This is a genomic window from Streptomyces sp. NPDC056296 (genome assembly GCF_042268605.1).
Classification (GTDB): domain Bacteria; phylum Actinomycetota; class Actinomycetes; order Streptomycetales; family Streptomycetaceae; genus Streptomyces.
In genome coordinates this window covers 1-20468 of sequence record NZ_JBHJRX010000074.1, presented here as the reverse complement: position 1 = coordinate 20468, position 20468 = coordinate 1, and the positions used below count along the sequence as shown (strand labels likewise).

13 protein-coding genes, 1 tRNA gene and 2 pseudogenes are annotated in these 20468 nt (G+C 71.6%); 7 read left to right on the top strand and 9 right to left on the bottom strand.

What is annotated here, in order from left to right; translation table 11 throughout:
• Positions 1 to 155: 155 nt before the first annotated feature.
• From ACFCZF_RS36285 to ACFCZF_RS36275, 3 genes are all read right to left on the bottom strand, one after another.
• Positions 156 to 797: a DUF305 domain-containing protein gene (locus ACFCZF_RS36285; protein ID WP_376675261.1), complete on the bottom strand. Its 642-nt coding sequence runs from the start codon at positions 795 to 797 to the stop codon at positions 156 to 158.
• A gap of 127 nt (positions 798 to 924) precedes the next feature.
• Positions 925 to 1326 carry a DUF6153 family protein gene (locus ACFCZF_RS36280; protein ID WP_376675260.1) on the bottom strand — a complete coding sequence of 134 codons (402 nt, stop codon included), beginning with the start codon at positions 1324 to 1326 and terminating at the stop codon, positions 925 to 927.
• 367 nt (positions 1327 to 1693) lie between these two features.
• Positions 1694 to 2209: a DedA family protein gene (locus ACFCZF_RS36275; RefSeq protein ID WP_376675259.1), complete on the bottom strand. Its 516-nt coding sequence runs from the start codon at positions 2207 to 2209 to the stop codon at positions 1694 to 1696.
• A gap of 150 nt (positions 2210 to 2359) precedes the next feature.
• Here ACFCZF_RS36275 and ACFCZF_RS36270 point away from each other — a divergent pair, with 150 nt between their 5' ends.
• The 6 genes and pseudogenes from ACFCZF_RS36270 (at position 2360) to ACFCZF_RS36245 (ending at position 13761) form a co-directional block, all read left to right on the top strand.
• Positions 2360 to 3649 (top strand): sensor histidine kinase, encoded by a 1290-nt coding sequence (locus ACFCZF_RS36270; protein WP_376675258.1) that lies wholly within the window; start codon positions 2360 to 2362, stop codon positions 3647 to 3649.
• A complete protein-coding gene (locus tag ACFCZF_RS36265) occupies positions 3622 to 4281 on the top strand; it encodes a response regulator (protein WP_376675257.1) in 660 nt (219 codons plus the stop codon). The genes ACFCZF_RS36270 and ACFCZF_RS36265 overlap by 28 nt, the downstream gene beginning before the upstream one ends.
• A gap of 165 nt (positions 4282 to 4446) precedes the next feature.
• Positions 4447 to 4613 (top strand): annotated as a pseudogene (locus ACFCZF_RS36260) (carboxyl transferase domain-containing protein); the annotation flags it as partial.
• A gap of 658 nt (positions 4614 to 5271) precedes the next feature.
• Complete coding sequence (locus ACFCZF_RS36255) at positions 5272 to 7311, top strand: flotillin family protein (RefSeq protein WP_375909542.1); 2040 nt, start codon at positions 5272 to 5274, stop codon at positions 7309 to 7311.
• A 146-nt stretch (positions 7312 to 7457) separates the two neighbouring features.
• Positions 7458 to 12335, top strand: a complete 4878-nt coding sequence (locus ACFCZF_RS36250; RefSeq protein WP_376675256.1) for a DNA repair ATPase — start codon at positions 7458 to 7460, stop codon at positions 12333 to 12335.
• A 178-nt stretch (positions 12336 to 12513) separates the two neighbouring features.
• Positions 12514 to 13761 (top strand): cation:proton antiporter, encoded by a 1248-nt coding sequence (locus ACFCZF_RS36245; RefSeq protein ID WP_376675255.1) that lies wholly within the window; start codon positions 12514 to 12516, stop codon positions 13759 to 13761.
• 202 nt (positions 13762 to 13963) lie between these two features.
• On the opposite strand, the gene ACFCZF_RS36240 is transcribed toward ACFCZF_RS36245, so the two are convergent.
• From ACFCZF_RS36240 to ACFCZF_RS36215, 6 genes and pseudogenes are all read right to left on the bottom strand, one after another.
• Complete coding sequence (locus ACFCZF_RS36240; protein WP_376675268.1) at positions 13964 to 14218, bottom strand: toxin-antitoxin system, toxin component, PIN family protein; 255 nt, start codon at positions 14216 to 14218, stop codon at positions 13964 to 13966.
• A gap of 272 nt (positions 14219 to 14490) precedes the next feature.
• Entirely contained in the window at positions 14491 to 16620 is a 2130-nt protein-coding gene (locus ACFCZF_RS36235; RefSeq protein WP_376675254.1) for a TIR domain-containing protein, read from the bottom strand.
• A gap of 191 nt (positions 16621 to 16811) precedes the next feature.
• A complete protein-coding gene (locus ACFCZF_RS36230) occupies positions 16812 to 17480 on the bottom strand; it encodes a hypothetical protein (RefSeq protein WP_376675253.1) in 669 nt (222 codons plus the stop codon).
• A 424-nt stretch (positions 17481 to 17904) separates the two neighbouring features.
• Positions 17905 to 17978: transfer RNA gene (locus ACFCZF_RS36225), tRNA-Pro, on the bottom strand.
• Positions 17979 to 18012: 34 nt separating this feature from the next.
• Positions 18013 to 18814: pseudogene (locus ACFCZF_RS36220) on the bottom strand (Pr6Pr family membrane protein).
• Between the two features lie 86 nt (positions 18815 to 18900).
• Positions 18901 to 19827: a metallophosphoesterase gene (locus ACFCZF_RS36215; RefSeq protein WP_375909620.1), complete on the bottom strand. Its 927-nt coding sequence runs from the start codon at positions 19825 to 19827 to the stop codon at positions 18901 to 18903.
• Between the two features lie 109 nt (positions 19828 to 19936).
• On the opposite strand from ACFCZF_RS36215, the gene ACFCZF_RS36210 reads away from it, so the two are divergent.
• The gene (locus ACFCZF_RS36210) at positions 19937 to 20401 is read left to right on the top strand and encodes a GatB/YqeY domain-containing protein (RefSeq protein WP_121748291.1); all 465 of its coding nucleotides are present in this window, start codon (positions 19937 to 19939) and stop codon (positions 20399 to 20401) included.
• Positions 20402 to 20468: the final 67 nt, after the last annotated feature.

The window sequence follows — 20468 nt, the reverse complement described above, 5'->3', positions numbered from 1 at the left end:
CCTCAGACCGCCACGCCCCTCAGACCGCCGTGGCGCATGGCCCGTCGGCCCCGAGATGCCCGGGCGGTGCCGGGGAGCCGCGGGAACCCACCGAGCCACCCCCGGCGCCCATGTTCTCCCCTGCCCCCCCCCCCCCCCGCCCCGGCGTGATGCGGTCAGTCCTGGCCGAGCAACCGAGTCATCTGCTCGATCTCCGCGCTCTGCGAGGTGATGATCTCTCCGGCCATCTTCTTGGCGGGGCCGTAGCCGCCATCGGCCTGCTCGGTCTTCGCCATCTCGACCGCGCCCTCGTGATGCTTGATCATCATCTCCAGGAAGGCGGTGTCGAACGCCTTGCCCGAGGCGTCCTCGAGCTCGGTCATGTCCTCGGCCGTCATCATCCCGCCCATGTCGTGCGTGGAGTGGTCCATGGCGCCCTCGGCGGGCACTTCCTCGCCCCAGGAGGTCAGCCAGCCGGAGAGCGTCTTGATCTCCGGACCCTGGGCCTTCTTGATGTCCGCGGCGAGCTTCTTCACCTCGGCCGACCGCGCACGGTCGGGCGCGAGGTCGGCCATCCCGACGGCCTGGCGGTGGTGGGGGATCATCCCCTCCGCGAAGGCGACGTCGGCGGCGTTGTGCTGCCCCTGCGACGCCGACGCCGACGCGGAAGCCGACGCGGAAGCGGGTGCGTTGTGGTCGCCGTGTCCGGCCGGGCTGTCGCCGTCGCCGTCGCCACCACAGGCGGCGAGGACGAGTGCCGCCGCCCCGGCGGCGGCAACGGCGGCACCGCGGCGGACGAGTGAGCGCTTGCGGGTCATGGTCGTGCAACTCCTTCACGCGCGCTGTTCGCGGCGCGCGGTTCAAGCGGATGTGGGCGTGCGAAAGCACGGCACCCGTCGCCGGAGGACTCCGGTCTGCTCTCGGGGGGGTGCCGGGCGGGCCGCTCTATATCCGCAGAAGTTGCAGCTCGGAAAGGTCAGGGGGCGCCCGGCCGTCCTGGGGCGACCCCATGGCCGCCGCGGCGGGCGAAGACGCGGTGGGCGCGTCCAGTACGTCGTCGGCCAGGGCCGGCGGCGAGTAGGCGGAGCCGGTGCCGGCGGCGGCGCACATCGCGTCGGCGTGATCGAGGTGACTCGATCCGCCCTCCGGGTGCGCGCATCCTCCGCCCGCGTGCGGAGCGCTGTCCGCCGAAGCCGTCACCATCCCGTGGCCGGTGCGCGTCTGCGCCGTCGGCGTCACGTCGGGTGCCAGGCCGTGCATGCCCAGCACTCCGGCCAGAACGGCCATCACCAGCAGCACGAAGAGCCGCCCTGCCGGGCGGCTGCTCGATCGCCTGCTGCTGGCCACGCGCCCATCGTACGGGCCCACCGCGGGAGCGGCGGGAGTGACGCCCGACCGCGGCGGGTGCACCGGAAACAAACTCCCGGGCTGCGGGAGATCTTCGCCGACGAGGACCAGCCCACAACTCGTACTACGAGGACCTGCCCACAACTCGTACTACGGGGACGGCGGCCGCATCCCCGACGAGCTGATGGACCACCTGCGCGCGGCCTACCGCGCGGCGTCCACCCGCTTCGACTGGGACCGCGACGGGCCGGGTACTCCCTTTCGGGAGCGCCCGGCCCGCGTCGTCGCCGTGCCGCGCGGGCTCAGCCCGCGGCGGACGCCCGGCGGCGTCAACTGCTGGAGGTTGCACGTTCGTTCGTCCGGGCGTTCACAGTCCCGGGCTGAAACCCATGCCGTAGCCGACGAGGACGAAGGCCGGCGCCCACACCGCGCTGCTCACGAAGGACCAGGTCAGATAGGACCGCACGGGCATTCCCGAGACCCCGCACAAGGTCGGTACGAGGGTGCGCAGCCCCGCGGTGAACCGCCCCACGAACACCGCCCGGCCGCCGTGCCGTTGGATGGCGGACAGGGCGCGTGCGGTGATGTGGGGCCGCAGCAGCCGGCGCGGGAGGCGGTCCAGGAGCCGGGTGTTCCAGCGCCGCCCGGCCGCGTAGCCGAGGCCGTTGCCGAGCACCGCGCCGAGCAGCGCGGTGACCACGATCCAGCCGAGCGCCACCCGGCCGTGGTGCGCCAGCATGCCGCCCATCACCACGGCGGTCTGCCCCGGCAGCAGCACGCCGATCAGTGGCAGCGCGGCCTCCAGGGCGGGCAGCAGCAGCACCGCCGCCAGGATCCCCCAGATCCCGAACATCAGGGTGTGGTCGGTCAGCCAGGCCGGCATCTCCGGCCTCCTTTCGCTGCCTCAAGACAACCGCGCGGGCCCGCGCGGATCACGACCACTGAGCTGAGTCCTGGGGTAGGGCAGGCCCTACCCCAGGCCCTCGGTCTGGAGGGATGGCTCCGGCAGAGAACCGCCTCCTACCGTGAGGCCATGCGCTCACTCAACGTGTGGCAGGCCCTGTCCCGCTCCGGCTACCTGTTCTCCAGCTGGCCCTGGCGGGCCGCCGGTTACCTCCTCAGCAGCACCCCCGTCGGCATCGTGGTGCTGCTGGCGATCGTGCTCGCGGCGGCGATCGGCAGTGCGCTGGCCGTCGTGCTGATCGGCCTGCCGCTGCTCGCGCTGCTCGCCCTTTCCGGGCTGCCGGTGGCGGCCGTGGAGCGGCGGCGGCTGCGGCTCGTCGACCGGCGGCCGGCCCCCACGCCGCACCGGGTGCCGGACGAACCGGGGCTGCTGGCCTGGGGGCGTACCCGGTTCCGGGAACAGGCGACCTGGCGGGAGCTCGGTTACACGCTGGCGTTCGCGACGGTGCTGTGGCCGCTCGACCTGCTGGTCTTCGTCATGGCGCTCGTCGTGCCGGTGGGGCTGGTGGCGACGCCGGTCCTGATGGCGACGGTCGGGGAGGGCGAGGAGGCGCCCGTGCTGAAGATGTGGACGGCGACGAGCTGGCCCGAGGCGTTCGCGGTCGCCGTCGCCGGTCTGCTGCTCTTCGCCCTCAGCGGGTACGTGATCGGCGCCGTGGCGGTGGCCCGCGCCGAACTCACCCGGCTCCTCATCGCGCCCGTGGAGACCGACCTGGGGGAGAAGGTCACCGAACTCGTGCGCTCCCGCGTCCGGTTGGTCGACGCGTTCGAGGCGGAGCGCCGACGGATCGAGCGCGATCTGCACGACGGCGCCCAGCAGCGCATCGTCGCCCTGACCATGGCGCTCGGCCTGGCCCGTCTCGACGCCCCGCCCGGCCCGCTGGCCGACCAGCTCGCCAAGGCCCACGACGAGGCCGGCAAGGCGCTGGCCGAGCTGCGGGAGCTGATCCAGGGCATCCATCCGAAGGTCCTCGCCGACTTCGGGGTGGGCGCGGCCGTCGCCGACGCCGCCGACCGGTCGGCGGTGCCGGTGGACGTCTCGGTGGAGTTGCCGCGGCGGCTGCCCGAGGCGGTCGAGGCCGCCGCGTACTTCGTGGTCTGCGAGGCGTTGGCGAACGTCGCCAAGCACAGTGGGGCGCGGCGTGCCGAGGTGGTCGGCCGGTACGCGGACGGGTGGCTCGTCTTCGAGGTGGGGGACGACGGGTGCGGTGGCGCGGACGCCCAACGGGGCGGCGGCCTCACCGGACTTGCCGACCGGGTGTCCGTGCTGGATGGGAGACTGACCCTGTCCAGCCCGGCCGGCGGCCCGACCCTACTGCGTGTGGAGATCCCTTGCGAGCCGACAGAGCACTCCGTGTAGTCCTGGCCGAGGACAGTGTGCTGCTCCGGGAGGGACTGATCGGCCTGCTCGGCCGCTTCGGCCACGAGGTGGTCGCGGCGGTCGGTGACGCGGAGGCGCTGATGACGGCGGTCGCCGAGCACACCCCCGACATCGTGGTCACCGACGTGCGGATGCCGCCAGGGTTCACGGACGAGGGTCTGCACGCTGCCGTACGCCTGCGAGAGGCCCGGCCCTCGCTGCCGGTCCTGGTGCTGAGCCAGTACGTCCAGCGCAGTTACGCGTCCGAGCTCCTCGACTCCGGGGACGGCTCCGGCGTCGGCTATCTGCTCAAGGACCGGGTCGGTCAGGTCGAGGAGTTCCAGTCGGCCCTCCTGGAGGTCGCCGGGGGCGGTACGGTCGTCGACCCGGAGGTCGTCCGTCAGCTGCTGCGCCGCCGGCGCGACCCGCTGGAGCGCCTCACGGCCCGCGAGCGCGAGGTCCTGGCCCTGGTGGCGGAGGGCAAGTCCAACGCGGCGGTCGCCCGAGAACTCGTCGTCTCCGAGGCGGCGGTGGGCAAGCACATCGGCAACATCCTCGCGAAGCTGGACCTCCCGCAGGCGGACGAGACCCACCGCCGGGTCCTCGCGGTCCTCGCCTTCCTGCGCGGCTGAGCCGTACATGGCTGCGCCATAGCCCCCGCGGCCGGGCTGCGCCCGCCCCGCGCACCAGCGCCGGGCCCACACCCACAGCTCCGCCTGGACGACGCCTTCCACGCGGACCTGAAGCGGGTGTGCGCCGCCTGCTCGGGCATCAAGCGCGCCTCCTGCGACGCCTCCGCCGTGATGGGCGCGGAAGGCGCGGCGAGCGTCGTCCTCGGCGCGAGATCGCCGCCTCGCCCACCCTGGAGGCCACCCGCGCCCTGCTGATCGAGGAGTACCGCTCCGAGCTGATGCACCCCTACTACGCGGCGGAACGCGGCCTCGTCGACGAAGTCATCGACCCCGGCCCCGTCCCGCCCGACCTGGCCCCACCCGTCCTACCGAGTCCCCGGAGCCTGGCGCCGGGGACAGAAACCATTCAGGGGCCTGACCCGTACCGCGGATCAGGCCCCTGACCGGGGACTTGCCCGGTCGCCGGGCGGTGCCGGCGGCGATCCGGTCGGCCGAGGCGAGCGGGACCGTCCTCCGAGCAAAGGTGCTGCGCTCGCGTCACCGTCCGGCATCAACAGGACGTAAAGATTGCCGTGTTACGGCAATGCGGCGCGTGGCGTGCCTGGGCCAGGATGGGTGTGGCAGAAACAGGGGGGTGGCCTCGATGCCAGGGCCCGGCAACGGGCGTCGGCATCGGGGCCCTGCGGTCCGGTTCGGGGGTGGGGACATGGCACGGGTTGACGTCGCCGCCGTACAGATCCTCGCCTTCCCCGGTATCAAGCCCTCCGTGGCCGGGTGCGGCGTACCGTCGGCGCTTCTGCCGGGTCGCGCCGGGCGACGACGACCGGGCACGGGGAGCAGTTCCCCGTACGACCCCGGCAGTCGCCACCGCCACCGCCACGGCTGAGCCGTAGCCGACGCGCGTCACACCGGACGCGTCCGCCCGCACCCAACGGGCCGCCCCGCCTCTTCGCGGAGGCGTCAACTCTTCGCAGACTCCGAGGACTTCCTATGGATTACCGCACCCTGGGCATCGGCGTGCTCGTTTGCATCCTGATCACAGCCGCCGTGCTGTTCGTCGTCGCCCGGCTGTTCCGCAAGGTGGAGCAGGGCAAGGCCCTGATCGTCTCCAAGATGCGCAAGGTCGACGTGACCTTCACCGGGCAGGTCGTCCTGCCGGTGCTGCACAAGGCCGAGGTGATGGACATCTCGGTGAAGACCATCGAGATCACTCGGGCCGGCAAGGAAGGCCTGATCTGCCGGGACAACATCCGCGCGGACATCAGGATCTCGTTCTTCGTCAAGGTGAACAAGACGGTCGAGGACGTGGTCAAGGTCGCCCAGGCGGTCGGCACCGCACGGGCCAGTGACCGCAACACGCTGCAGGAGCTGTTCCACGCGAAGTTCTCCGAGGCGCTGAAGACCGTCGGCAAGCAGATGGACTTCACCGACCTCTACACCAAGCGCGAGGAACTGCGGTACCGGATCATCGAGGTCATCGGCGTCGACCTCAGCGGGTACCACCTGGAGGACGCGGCGATCGACTACCTGGAGCAGACGCCGCTGACCCAGCTCGACCCGGCCAACGTCCTCGACGCGCAGGGCATCCGGAAGATCACCGAGCTGACGGCCGTGGAGCACGTCCGCACCAACGAGGCCCAGCGCACCGAGGAGAAGGAGATCACCCGCCAGAACGTCGACGCCAGGGAGGCGATCCTGGAGCTGGAGCGCCGGCAGGTCGACGCCGAGACCAAGCAGCGGCGGGAGATCGAGACCGTCCGCGCGAGGGAGGAGGCCGAGACGGCGCGGGTGGTGGAGGAGGAGCGGCTGCGGGCGCAGTCCGCCTTCCTCAAGACCGAGGAGCAGCTCGGCATCCAGCGCGAGAACCAGGGCCGCGAGGTCGCGGTCGCGCAGAAGAACCGCGAGCGGGTCATCGCCATCGAGAACGAGCGCATCGAGAAGGACCGCCTCCTGGAGGTCATCGCCCGGGACCGCGAGACGCAGCTCACGCGTATCGCCGCCGAGAAGGAGGTCGAGGCGGAGAAGCGGGAGATCGCCGACGTCATCCGTGAGCGGGTGGCAGTGGACCGTACGGTCGCCGAGCAGGAGGAGTCCATCAAGAAGCTGCGCGCGGTCGAGGAGGCGGAACGGCAGCGGCAGACCGTGATCATCGCCGCCGAAGCCGAGGCGCAGGAGCAGCTGGTCAAGGACATCAAGGCCGCCGAGGCCGCCGAACAGGCCGCCACCCACCGCGCCGCCGAGGAACTCACGCTCGCCGAGGCGCGGCTGAAGAGCGCCGACCTCGACGCCCAGGCCAAGCTGCGGCTCGCCGAGGGAATCCAGGCGGAGAGCGCGGCCGAGGGGCTGGCCGCCGTGCAGGTCCGCGACAAGGAGGCCGAGGTCATCGAGAAGGCCGGCCGCGCGGAGGCCGGGGCCACCGAGGCCCGGCTGCGGGCGGAGGCCGAGGGCGGCAAGGCCAAGGCACTCGCGGAGGCCGCGGCCGTCGGCGAGAAGCTGAAGGCGGAGGCCGCCGGCCTCACCGAGAAGGCCGCGGCGATGGCCGCGCTGGACGAGGCGTCCCGAGGCCACGAGGAGTACCGGCTGCGGCTGGAGACCGAGAAGGACATCCGGCTGGCCGGCCTGGACGTGCAGCGCCAGGTCGCCGAGGCGCAGGCGACGGTGCTCGCGACCGGGCTGGAGAACGCCGACATCAACATCGTCGGCGGCGAGTCGGTCTTCTTCGACCGCCTGATGTCCTCCATCGCGCTCGGCAAGAGCGTCGACGGCTTCGTCCAGCACTCCGAGACCGCTCAGGCGCTGGCGAAGCCCTGGCTGGACGGAACGTCGAGCTTCACCGACGACCTCGGCCGCGTCCTCGGCTCGGTCTCCACGGCCGATGTGCAAAACCTGACCGTGTCCACCCTGCTGATGAAGCTCATGAAGACGGGCGGCGCCGACTCCGTGGCTCTGGAGCAGCTGCTGAGCAAGGCCGGCGAGCTGGGCCTCGCCGACACCCGGCTGGCGGCCGTGAACGGCAGCGCCAAGGGCTGACAGGCCGCGGGGGGGGGGGGGGGGGGGGGGGGGGGGGGGGGAGGGGGGGGGGGGGGAGGGGGGGGGGGGGGGGGGTGGGGGGGGGGGGGGCCCCCCCCCCACGACCGCTCTTTCCGTCTTCCTGCTTGCTTCCTGAGAGGGACCTCATGACCACCGCCCTGGACACGGGTACGTACGAGGTGCTGCGCGACCGCCTCACCGCGCAGGCGGCCGAGCTGGCCCGCCGTGCCGAGGCGCTGAACGCCCGCCGCGTCGAGGAGTTCGGCTCACTGCGCCTGGAGCTGGCCGGCACCGAACATCTGCGCACCGAGTCGGCGTGCGCGCCGCGCGACCTCGTGTCCGTCGGCGACGTCCTGCTCTTCGGCTACGACACCGTCCCCGGCCGCGGGGCCGAAACCGCCGTGGGTGACGTCTTCGCGCTGCACGACCGCGCCCTGAACAGGCTGTCCGACGACGCCGTGCCCGGCCTGCTCGACGACCCCGCCTTCGTCCGCGAGTTCGCCGCCCTCCACCGCTACTTCCACCAGGCCCGGCTCCTCCAACTCCGCCGCGTCGACGACAAGGTGCTCGCCGTCTTCCGGACCGGCGAGAAGGCGGACGACATGCGGGTCCTGCGTTGGGCACTGTCCGACGACGGCCGGGCGTCCTTCCTGGACGCCCGCGGTGACCGCGACCACGTCCTGCCGCCCGCGCACGACTTCGCGTGGACGGTGACGACCCGCGAAGACCACGTCCTGGGCCGGCACCCGCACGTCTCCATCGGGGGCGAGGTGTTCGTCGAGACGCTGGGCGGGACGCTCACCGTCAAGACCGAGGACGACACCGAGACGGACGAGGGGGTGTACGCCGAGCCGGTCGCCGAGCCACTGCAGTCGCTCGCCGACGCGCACATCGCGTACGCGCGGGTCGGCGACCTGATCCTGGTGGACGTCCTCCCGTACAAGGAGGACGCCCACCGCTACCTGGTGTTCAACACCCTCACCAGGAGCGTCGTCCGCCTCGACGGCATCGGGCAGGGGTGCCGCCGGCTGCCCGAGGACCAGGGCATCGTCTTCCCCGGCGGCTACTGCCCGGCCACCGGTACCCACCGGACGTTCGACGGCGTCGACACCGAGGGCATGGAGTTCGAGCGGGCGGTCCGCTCCCCGAACGGCGAGGACGTCCTCTTCGCCTTCCACGCCCGCGTCGCGGGCCGCAGTCTGCTCCTGCCCTACAACGTCATCCGCAAGGAGGTCGCCGCCCCGCTGTCCTGCCACGGCTGGGCCCTGTTCGACGACGGAGCCCTGCTCGCCCTGCGGGCGGCCGGCACCGAGCCGCAGCGTGTGCACCCCGTGCAGCGGTGGGTCTCCCCGTACGTCTCCGACACCCACGCCGCCGCCCAGCCGGCCGGTACCGGCCCGCTCGCCCGCGTCGGCAACCCCGACCTCGTGCGCGGCATCTCCGACTGCCTGTCCGTCACGCGCGCGGTCACCGAGACCACCCCGACCGGCGAGGTCTACGAGGCGCTCGTGGCGGCCTGCGCACGGGCCGCCGACTCCCACCACTGGCTGGCCGAAGCGGACCTCGGCGCCCTGCACGAGCCGCTGACGCAGGTGAGGGACACGGCCGAGCAGGTGCTGGCCGAGTTCGAGACGGTCCAGACCCTCACCCGCCAGGCGGCCGACGCGCTCACCGGGGCCACGGCACGCGTCACCACCGTCGTACGGCGCCTGCGCGGCGAGGCCCCGCGCGGCGCCGCGGCGTGGGTGTCCGGGCTCACGGAACTCCGACAGGCCCAGGGGCACCTGCTCACCCTCAAGGACATGCGGTACGCGGACACCGGCCGCATCGACGAACTTGCCGCCGACGTCGAACGCGACCTCGCCTCCTTCGGGCAGCGGGCCGTCACCCACCTGGCACACGAGGACGCCTTCGCCGGACACCGGGCCGACATCGAGCAGCTCGTCGCCGACGCCGAGGCGATCACCACCGTGGCCGAGGCGGAGCCCGTCGCGGCCCGCCTCGACGAGCACGCCGACAACCTGCGCACGGTGACCGACGTCGTCTCCGGCCTGGACATCGGTGACGCCACCGTCCGCACGTCCGTCCTGGAGCGGATCGCCGAGGTCCTCGGGGGCGTCAACCGCGCCCGAGCCACGCTGGACGGCCGCCGCCGTGCCCTGCGGGACCGCGAGGGCCGGGCCGAGTTCACCGCCGAGGTCGCGCTGCTCGGCCAGGCGGTCACCGGCGCCCTCGCCGCGGCCGGCACCCCTGAGGAGTGCGACGAGCAGCTGGCCCGCCTGCTCGTGCGGGTGGAGGACCTGGAGTCACGGTTCGCCGAGTCCGACGACTTCCTCGCCGAGCTGGCGGACAAGCGCGACGAGATCCACGAGGCGCTTTCCGCCCGCAAGCAGACCCTCGCCGACGCCCGTGCCCGCAGGGCCGAGCGCCTGGCCGAGTCGGCCGACCGGGTCCTGACCACGATCGTCCGCCGGGCGTCCGCGCTCGCCGACGCCGACGCCGTCACCACGTACTTCACCTCCGATCCGATGCCCGCCAAGGTCCGCCGCACCGCCGACGAGCTGCGCTCACTCGGCGACCAGGTCAGGGCGGAGGAGCTGGACGGCCGCCTGAAGTCCGCCCGGCAGCAGGCCCTGCGCGCACTGCGCGACCGCACCGACCTGTACGCCGACGACGGCCGCACCGTCCGCCTGGGCGGCCACCGCTTCGCGGTCAACACCCAGCCGCTGGACCTCACCCTCGTCCCCCAGGGCGAGAACCTGGCCTTCGCGTTGACGGGCACGGACTACCGCGCCCCGGTCACCGACCCCGACTTCGCCGCGACCCGCCCGTACTGGGACCGCCCGCTGTCCTCGGAGTCGCCCGAGACCTACCGCGCCGAACACCTCGCCGCCCGCCTGCTCGACGAGCACGGCCCGGCCGCCCTCGCAGCGACCGAGGACCTGCCCGCCCTGGTCCGTCAGGCGGCGGAGGCGGCCTACGACGAGGGCTACGAGCGCGGTGTCCACGACCACGACGCGGCCCTGATCCTCGCCGCCCTCCTGCGCCTGCACGAGGGCGCGGGCCTTCTGCGTCACGAGCCGGCCGCCCGCGCCGCCGCCCAGCTCTTCTGGGCGCACGGCACGACGGCCGAGGAACGCGACGCCTGGACCCGCCGCGCCGTCTCCCTGGCCCGGGCCCGTGACACCTTCGGACTCGCGCCCGCGATCACCGACCTGGAAGCCGAACTCGCCGGGGTGACCGGCACACGAGCGGCGGCCGCCTACCTCTTCGAGGAGCTGACGACCGGCCCCGACGGCTTCGTCCTCAGCGCGGGCACCCGGACCCTGCTCGACAAGTTCCGCCGCACGGTGGGCGGCTCCGCCTACGACGACGACCTCACCGCCCTCACCGACCCGGCCGCCCGCAGACAACTCGTCGAGGCGTGGCTGACGTCGTACGCCACCGCGACCGGCACCGACCTCGCCCCCGGAGACCTGGCCGAAGCCGTGGCCGCAGAGCTGTGCCCCGGCCTGCCCCGCTACGAGTCGGACGCTCTCCTGACCGAGACCGTCGAGGGCCTGCTCGGCACCCACCCGCGCGTCCACGACCGGACCCTGACCATCCGCGTCGACGAGCTCATCGCCCGCGCACGCGAGTTCCGCGCCCGTGAGGTCCCCGCCCACCGGGCCTACCAGCGCCACCGCGCGGCACTGGTCGCCGCCGAGCGCGGCCGCCTTCGCCTGGACGAGTACCGGCCGCGCGTGATGTCCGCGTTCGTGCGCAGCAGGCTCATCGACGAGGTCTACCTCCCCCTGCTCGGCGACAGCCTCGCCAAGCAGCTCGGCACCACGGGTGACACCAAGCGCACCGACACCGGCGGCCTGCTGCTGCTCATCTCCCCGCCGGGCTACGGCAAGACGACCCTCGTGGAGTACGTCGCCGACCGGCTCGGCCTGCTGTTGGTGAAGGTCAACGGTCCGGCACTGGGCCACACGGTGACCTCACTCGACCCGGCCGAGGCCCCGAACGCCACCGCCCGGCAGGAGGTCGAGAAGATCAACTTCGCGCTGGAGGCGGGCAACAACACCCTCCTCTACCTCGACGACATCCAGCACACCTCGCCCGAGCTGCTGCAGAAGTTCATCCCGCTGTGCGACGCCACCCGCCGCGTCGAGGGCGTACGGGACGGCGAGCCCCGCACCTACGACCTGCGCGGCAAGCGCTTCGCGGTGTGCATGGCGGGCAACCCGTACACCGAGTCCGGCAGCCGCTTCCAGATCCCCGACATGCTCGCCAACCGCGCCGACGTGTGGAACCTCGGCGAGGTCCTCACCGGCAAGCAGGACGCCTTCGCCCTCAGCTTCGTCGAGAACGTCCTGACCGCCAACACGGTCCTCGCCCCGCTCGCCGGCCGCGACCGCGCCGACCTGGAACTGCTGCTCCGGCTGGCCGGGGGCGACCCGGCCGCGCACGCCGACCGCCTGGCCCACCCGTACGCACCCGCCGAACTGAGCCGGATCACCGCGGTCCTGCGCCACCTGCTCACCGCCCGCGAGACCGTCCTCGCGGTCAACGCCGCGTACATCGCCTCGGCCGCCCAGTCGGACACCACCCGGACCGAGCCGCCTTTCCGACTCCAGGGCTCCTACCGCAACATGAGCAAGATCGCCCAGCGCATCCAGCCGGTCATGAACGACGCCGAGCTGTCCGCCCTGATCGACGACCACTACACGGCCGAGGCCCAGACCCTGATCACCGGCGCCGAGGCCAACCTTCTGAAGCTCGCCGAGCTACGGGGCACGCTGACCGCCGGCCAAGCCGCCCGCTGGGCGGAGCTGAAGGCGGCGCACGTCCGCACCCAGACCCTCGGCGGGCCCGAGAACGACCCCCTCACCCGAGCCGTCGCCGCCCTCGGACTGCTGGCCGACCGGGTCGCGGCCGTCGAGTCGGCGATCAACCGCGCCGTCGACCCGCGCCACCTCATCGCCAACCCGGCAGCCCGGCACGCTGTCCGCCCGGCGCGGCGGACCGGAGAGGAATGAGGAAGGGGACCACCCACGGCACGGCGTCTTGCCGGAACGCGGCAACCTCCGGCGGGCGGCGCTGCCCGTCAGGCACCTGTCAGGAAGGCGTAAGGGACGTGTAAAGTCCGTTGCGGAGTGCCGGGAAGCCTGGTCGGCGACAGGGAACAGCTGTCTTCGTCGATCGGGGTTGGTCTTCGTGGTACTCGTCGCGGTTTTCGGCGCGGCTCTGCTCATCGCGGTTCTGCTCTCCGGGCTCGCGGCCCGGACCGTGCTGTCCACGTCCTTTCTCTTCCTCGTCGGCGGCGCGCTCGTCAGTGACGGGTTCCTCGGGCTGATCCACATCACCCCGGACAGCGACATCGTCGCGGTCACCGCCGATCTGGCGCTGTTCGCGGTGCTGTTCACCGACGGCATGCACGTGTCCTTCCCGAAGCTCAGGGAGAACTGGCAGAACCCGGCCCGTGCCCTCGGCCTCGGCATGCCCCTCGCCTTCGTCGGCATGGCGCTGATCACCCACTACCTGGTCGGGTTGGACTGGACGACCTCTTTCCTCGTCGGCGCCGTCCTGGCGCCCACGGACCCGGTGTTCGCCTCGGCGATCGTGGGCCGCAAGGAAGTACCGCCCAAGCTGCGGCAGTTGCTGAACGTGGAGAGCGGCATCAACGACGGGCTCGCCCTGCCGGTGGTTCTCGTCCTCATCGCCGCCGCCGGACCGACCAGCGGCCACGCGGAGGCGTCCTACGGGATGATCGCCCTGGAGCTCGGCCTGGGACTCGCCTTCGGTGTGGTGCTGCCGCTCCTGGTCAACGGGCTCGTAAGGTTCCGGCTGTTGGGAGCGGAGCCCAAGCTGCAGCCACTACTGCCACTGGCCACCGGGATCATCCTGTACGCCGCGTGCCACCTGACCCACGCCAACCCGTACCTGGCCGCCTTCTCGGCAGGCGCCGTTCTCACCATCGTATCGCCCGAGGCGAAGACGGCCTTCGAACCGCTCGGTGAGGCACTCGCGGAGCTGGCCAAGTTCGCCGCACTGCTGGTCTTCGGCGCCCTGCTGACGCCCCAGCTCTTCGCCGACCTGTCCTGGACCGGCTACGTGGCCGTCCTCCTGGCGATCGTGCTGGTGCGCCCGGCATCGATGATGATCTCTCTCGCCGGCACGCGGTTCGACCGACGGGAGAAGCTGGTGGCCGCGTGGTTCGGCCCCAAGGGTTTCGCGTCGGTGGTCTACGGGCTTCTCGTGCTACAGGCCGGCATTCCGCAGGGGGAGCAGGCGTACACGCTCATCGCCGTCTGTATCGCCTTCTCGATCATCGCCCACAGCAGCACCGACGTGCCCATCGCGAGGCTCTTCGACGTCGAGGACCTGGCGGGCATTCCCGAGCCGGGAACTGGTAAGCGGCCACAGGCCTCGAGCCAGGAGGACGGCCATGCCCGCAGGCCGTGAACGCCTCGTTCACCAGCCGGGAGGGCGTCCCGTCCAGCTGGCTCCTGCGATCGCCCCAGTGCCGCGGCTGGCCGCCAAGATCGCCCATGCCCTCGTCAAGGACATCCAGAAGAACCTCTCCGTCGACTGGCTCTCCCGGGAACCCGTCAGCGAAGTAGGGGCGACGACGGCGGATGGTCCAGCCCTGACCGTCCGCCACCGGTCAGGGCGGCCAGGTGCGCTCGATACGCTCGCGCCGGACCGCGTAGGCCGCCGGGCCGCCCCTGGCTACAGCACGATGGATCGCGTCGCGACGGGCGTCGAGCCGTTCGACCATCTCGACACCGCGCAACTGCTGGTTGTCGAGGTAGAAGAGCACCGCTGCCCGCTCAAGAACCGGACGGATCTCCAGATCCCGGCTCTTGATCCGGCCGTCCTTCGAGAGCGGTACCCACGCCTGGTCGAGACCGTGCGTGATCCAGTCTTCGTCGGCGACGTCCTGCCCGTCATCGGGGGGCCCGCGGGGAGGAAGCTGACCTTCGCGGCCAAGGCCCTGCCGGCGCCGTGTCTGCTCTTGAGCGATACAAGCGACCGTAGCAGCGGGGCAGTTAGAGGTCGTCCAACACGAGGAACCAGCGGCTACGGTCGGTCACGTCCGGTACCGCACTGGCAGACCCCCCGACGGCCAGGGGGTTCTTGACGCGGTTCCAACGGCCTCGCAGGGCGGTCGTGTGGCTCTCCGTCGGCGCCTCACTCAGGCGGTGAAGAAGGCGTCAGGAGGTCGACGCCGCACAGGGCTGCGAGTTCATCAGCGACGGATGCGAGCGGTCCTCGCAGCTCGGCCAGGTCCGCACGCATTTCGGGTGAGCGTTTCCAGTGCCTTTCATGCTCGACGGGGCTGATGCCCGGCGGCCGAGTCGCTTCGTGTTCCTGGAGCGCTGGGTGCCATGTGGTGAGGAAGGGACGCAGATGGGTGTTGGTCAGCCGCGCGGCGATGGCGGGGAGGGTCAGCGGGGTGGCGGTCTCGGTCGCGACTCGGTGGAGCAGGTCGCGTGTCGTGGCGAACAGTGAGTGGAGGGAGGCCAGTGCTTCTCGTAGGGAACCGTGCTCCCCGGGAAGCGGCTGGACTCCGACTCGGGTGACCAGCTCGACCTGGAGGTCGAAGGCCGCTGCTCGTTCCAGCGGGCTGGGACGGGTGTCGAACGAGGTAGTGGACGCGGGCTCGGCTTTGAGAGGACTCGTCGCCGCAGGCCGGTCCGGAACCGAGGCCCGGGCGGAGGTGCTCGGAACAAGTGCGTGCAGGAGTACACGACGGAGGTCTTCCTGGCGGGCCACGTTCGTGTCATGGCGCTGTACGGCCCGGGCGAGCAGCGGATGGATGGTCCAGGACCGGTCGCGCAGCGGTTCGTGGCGTAGCGCGCCGGATCCGCGAAGAGCTTCCACGGCCTCTGAGACGAGGGCTCCCACGTCCCACGGGTCGTAGGGGCCGATGGAGGCCAGGACGTTTTCCAGGGCTGTTTGGGACAGCGGCGCCGGGCAGGCGAGCGCAAGCAACCGAAGGACGTCATCAGCCGGGTCAGCGCCGGACAGTGGTCGTGGCAGCAACGCCGTCGCGAGTGGACGGCGCGCCGGCGCGCCGGTACCGGACGCCATTCGTCGGGTCGCCAGCACGTCCGGGCCGTGGGCGTGCAGCCGATTGCGTAGGTCGACGAAGGAACTGGTGGCTGTGAGGTCCGCGAGCAGATCCAACGCTTCGGGATGCCCACTGACATCGCGAACGAGCGCGAGAGCGGCAGCGTGTTCCAGCTCGTCTTCGGGCACGCGGCGGGAGGTGAGGAGGTGATAGCCGTCGGCGTCCGACAACGGGGCCATGTCGACGCACTCGGCGAAAGCCGTGTAGCGGAGGGACCGTGTCGTGATCAGGGTGGCCGTGAGCAGGTGCGGGCCGCGCAGGAGATTGAGCTGGTCCGCGGTGAGTCCGTCGGGGAGGCCGTCGACCACCCACAGACAGGGCAGGTCGCGCTCTCCCAGCGCGACCGCGAGGTGGCTGAGCAGGCCGGGTAGCGAGGACGTCGAGGCAGTCACCCGTAGGGCCGCCAGCACTGTGGAGACCTGTTCCGTGTAGGACCGCATCGCCGCCGAGGGCTGCCCGTCGTACGGGTGCAGGTCGAACCAGAAGACGCCGCCGGGAAAGGCCGAACTGAAGTGGAGGGCGTATTCCTGGGCGAGCAGCGACTTGCCCAGCCCGGGCATGCCGCGCAGCTGCGCGCCGCGTCCTCCGCCGGTCTGGGCGACCAGCGGAGCACGGTGACGATGGAGGGCCGTGTGGATGCGCCACTGCTCGGGCAGGCGGCCGGTGAAGCGGAACGAGCCCGTGCGGGCCGGTGCGGGCAGCCACGGAACGACGGGCGCGTCCGCCGCGTCTCCCATGAACGTGGTGACGGTGTCCACGTGGTCGGCCACGCGTGCGGCGAGGCGGTCGAGCGCCTCGGGGGTGGTGGGCCAGGGCCAGTGTCGGGCGTCTCGCAGTTCGACCGGGTGCACATGGTCGGATGCGGGTTCGGGGTTGAGTACGAGTGTCCGCCGGCGAGGATCACCCTCGCGCTGCCCGGTCAGGTACGCGTAGGTCAGCTCCCACTGGCACGCTCGCCGCTGAGGGTAGTCCGCCGAGTACAGGGCGAGCAGTATCCGGGAGTGGGCCAACGCTTCCGTGATGGTGGCGGTGATGGACGCGAAGTCGTCCACGGCGGTGTCGTCGACGAAGACGCGCAGACCGCGTGCCTGGAGCGTGGACACCAGCGCACTGACCTTGCCGGCGTCGGACCGGCTGTAACTGATGAAGACGTCCCATTCCGGTTCGGAGGCGTCGGGCGTGATCATTTCTGCCTCCTCGTAGGGACCTCAGTCGACTGCCTGTTTCCTCCCTCTCGACGGCCGAAAAATGCGATGGGGGGGGGTGCGTGAATTGCTTGGTCCTCCGGGGCCGACTCGCGAGATGCCTGCACGATGAAGATCGTCACTTCGCCATCATGCGACACCGCGTCCGGCCGGCGACGTCGCAGCGTGTGGTGTCATTCCCGCGGGCCGGGTCTCGACCCGTCCTGTTGCGGCACTGTGGAGCGGGCCTGCGCGGAACGGCCCGAAGGGCGCAGATGCCGCTCCGGATCACGGATGCCGGCGATCTCCCCGAGCCCGAGTACGTACGGCCGCAGCCGCTCCTGCAGTTGGCGGAGCTCCGCGCGGAAGACGGCGTTCTGTGGCCACTCGGACTCGTCCTGGTCGGGGTGGCGGTCCTCGAAGTCCTTCAGGCTGGGGTGCCACTTGGCCAGGAAGGGAGCGAGTTCGAAGTTGAGGATGTCCAGGGCAAGTTCGTACACCGAGTCCCCCTTGGCAGGGGGAGGAGGGGTCGTGTGGCCCTCCAGCGGCTCGCGGTAGAGGTCGAACAGCGTCTTGAGAGAGGTCAGGGCCTCGCGCAGGTTCCCGCTGCCGTCCTCCAGCGGGCGGGTGGCGACCCGGGTGGCGGCTTGGAAGAACATCCGTTGTGCGGCCTGACGCATGTCCGTCTTGGTGGTGAACGACATCTCGTTGCCGAGGAGGACGAGGCGGACCTCCGTCAGCTGAGCGGACCTGCGGTACAGCTCCAGACCGAGGGCTACGGCGACTCCGATGAGGCAACCCACGATGATCGACAGCCGCTGCCCGCCGGTCTGACTGATCGAGTACGCGGCAATACCGATCACGCTACCCGTGACGCCGGCCAACACCGCGCGTAAAGCCATGCGCACCGCGCCATTGCTCTCAGGCCCACTCCGCCTGGCCACCGGCCCCCCTTGTCACGCTGACGCTCCGTCGTCTCCGGCGACCCGCGCACCCGACACGGAGGCCACCTGGCCGCTCTCCGGGGCTCGTTGGGCACCGCTCCGGCGAACGTGGTCATGCCACTCTAGAGGGGCACGGCGGTAGCCGACTCGGCGACAGTGTTCTGGGCCCAAGCGGCACCTTCGTCTCGAACCACGTCAGCGATCTGCTGCGCGATTTTGGATGGCTCCGCCGTCTCGTACTCGCTCCCAGACGGCTCCCAGGGCAGCTCCCAAGATGGCCCCACAAACCACTCAGGGGCCCGACCCGCGATGCGGATCAGGCCCCTGACCTGGTACTTCACTGTCGGGGTGGCGGGATTTGAACCCACGACCTCTTCGTCCCGAACGAAGCGCGCTACCAAGCTGCGCCACACCCCGATTGTCGCTGCTCGTCGCGGCGACGTCGTTTACTTTAGCCCACCGGCGGCCGGAGGCGAAATCCGGTTTTACCAGCGGCGGCGGAGCGGGTTCGGGCGGATGTGGTCCAGGGCCACGAGGAGGACGCCCAGGGCGTAGAGGGCCAGGCCGAGGAGGAGGGCGTTGCCCAGGACGCCCTTGTAGCCGTGCTGGTCGACGTCGAGGAAGGGGTAGAGGTAGCGGTCCTGGGTGCCGGGGATGAGGAGCTCGCCGCGGGCCAGGGAGAAGGCCAGGTAGGCCAGTGGGTAGAGGAGCCACGCGGCGGCCTGGCGCAGGTGCAGGCGGCCGGGGGTGGTGAGCAGGAGCCAGTCCAGGGCCGCGGCGACGGGGACGGCCGTGGTCAGGAGGTGGGTCGCGACCGTGTGCCAGCCGGAGCCGGCCCCGGAGCCGAGGCCTGCGCTGTCCGTCACGGCGAAGGGGCTCGCCGCGTTGGCCAGGAGCAGGTGGTGGACGAGCCCGGCGGCGACGACGTAGAGCAGAGCCGCGCCCGTGAGAGCGCCCGACAGGGGGCGGCGGGCGGACCAGGCGCGGCGGGCGGAGGCGAGCAGGACCAGGGCCAGCAGGATGCTGCTCTGGGTGGTGAAGTGGCTCAGGGTCCTGGTGGCCGGCCCGGCCGCGAGCAGTTCGATGGTCACGCCCGTCAGCGCCAGCAGCGCCGTGATGATGCGGAAGACGGCGACCAGCGGGCGGCGCACGGGGGTCACGACGGCCGTGGCCGGGACGGGGGAGGGCAGCAGTCTGGGCGGGCCCGGGACCGCGGGGAGGTCCGGGATGTCCCTGGGTATCGGGGCTGTCATGGCCTCACGCTAGACAGACCGGACATAACGGGCTATGCGGGTGGGCCATGTGGGCTACCCCCGACCCCACCCGTATATGAGCCCCGTTACTCCCGCCCCACCAGCGTCAGCAGTGTCGCCTCCGGGGGGCAGGCGAAACGTACCGGGGTGTAGCGGTTGGTGCCGCAGCCGGCCGATACGTGGAGGTAGGCTGTACGGCCCTCGGCCGTGTGGGTCGACAGGCCCTTCACGCGCTCCGTGTCCAAGTCGCAGTTGGTGACCAGGGCGCCGTAGAAGGGGATGCACAGCTGGCCGCCGTGCGTGTGGCCGGCGAGGAGCAGGGGGTAGCCGTCCGCCGTGTAGGAGTCCAGGACGCGCAGGTACGGCGCGTGGACCACGCCCATCGAGAAGTCGGCCGTGCCGGAGGGGCCGCCGGCCACCTCCGCGTACCGGTCCCGCTTGATGTGCGGGTCGTCCAGTCCCGTCAGCTCGACGGACACGCCCTCGACCTTCAGCGTGCCGCGCGTGTTCGTGAGGTTCTGCCAGCCGGCGGCGTCGAAGCCGTCGCGCAGGTCCTCCCACGGGTTGTGGACGACGCCCTCGGCCGGCGCGTTGCCGTTCAGGCCGTGGCGGCCCTGGGCCTTCTCGATCAGGTACCGGGCGGGATTGCGCAGCTTGGGGCCGTAGTAGTCGTTGGAGCCGAAGACGTAGGCGCCCGGGAACTCCATCAGGGGACCCAGGGCGTCCAGGACCTCCGGGACGCCCTCCGGGTCGGACAGGTTGTCGCCGGTGTTGATCACGAAGTCGGGGCGCAGACCGGCCAGCGAGCGCAGCCAGCGCTGCTTCTTGCGCTGGCCGCCGACCATGTGGATGTCGGAGACCTGCAGCACGCGCAGGGGGCGCATCCCGGAGGGCAGGACGGGGATCGTCACCCGTCGCAGGCGGAACGAGCGGGTCTCGAAGCCCGCCGCGTAGACCAGACCGGCGGCGCCAACCGCCGTGATTCCCAGGGGTACTCCGTATCGCGCGCGCATACGTCCATCGTGTCAGAAGCGGTGGCGGAGGCCGACCGCATGTGGACAAGCCGGCAGGCCACCTAAATCAACAGGCGCCCTTCCTCCCGTACCTGCGACAATCACTGCCATGACCACGCTCAAGTCGAAGCTGCAGGACGACCTCAACGCCGCGATCAAGGAGCGCGACGAGCTCCGCTCCTCCACGCTCCGGCTGACGCTCGCCGCGATCACCAAGGAAGAGGTCGCGGGGAAGGAGAAGCGGGAGCTCTCCGACGACGAGGTGCAGAAGGTGATCACCCGCGAGGCGAAGAAGCGCCGCGAGGCCGCGGACGCCTTCGCCCAGGGCGGCCGCCCCGAGAGCGCCGAGCGGGAGAAGGCGGAGGGCGAGGTACTCGCCGCCTACCTGCCGAAGCAGATGTCCGACGACGAGCTGAACGCGATCGTCGCGCAGGCCGTCGAGGAGGCGAAGGCGGCCGGTGCCGAAGGGCCGCGGGCCATGGGTGCCGTCATGAAGATCGTGAACCCGAAGGTGGCCGGGCAGGCCGAGGGCGGCCGGGTCGCCGCCGCGGTGAAGAAGCTGCTGGCGGGCTGAGGCCCGGCCCGACCGCGGGCGACCGTACCGACGACGAGGACCGGCGGCCCCTTCCACACTGGAAGGG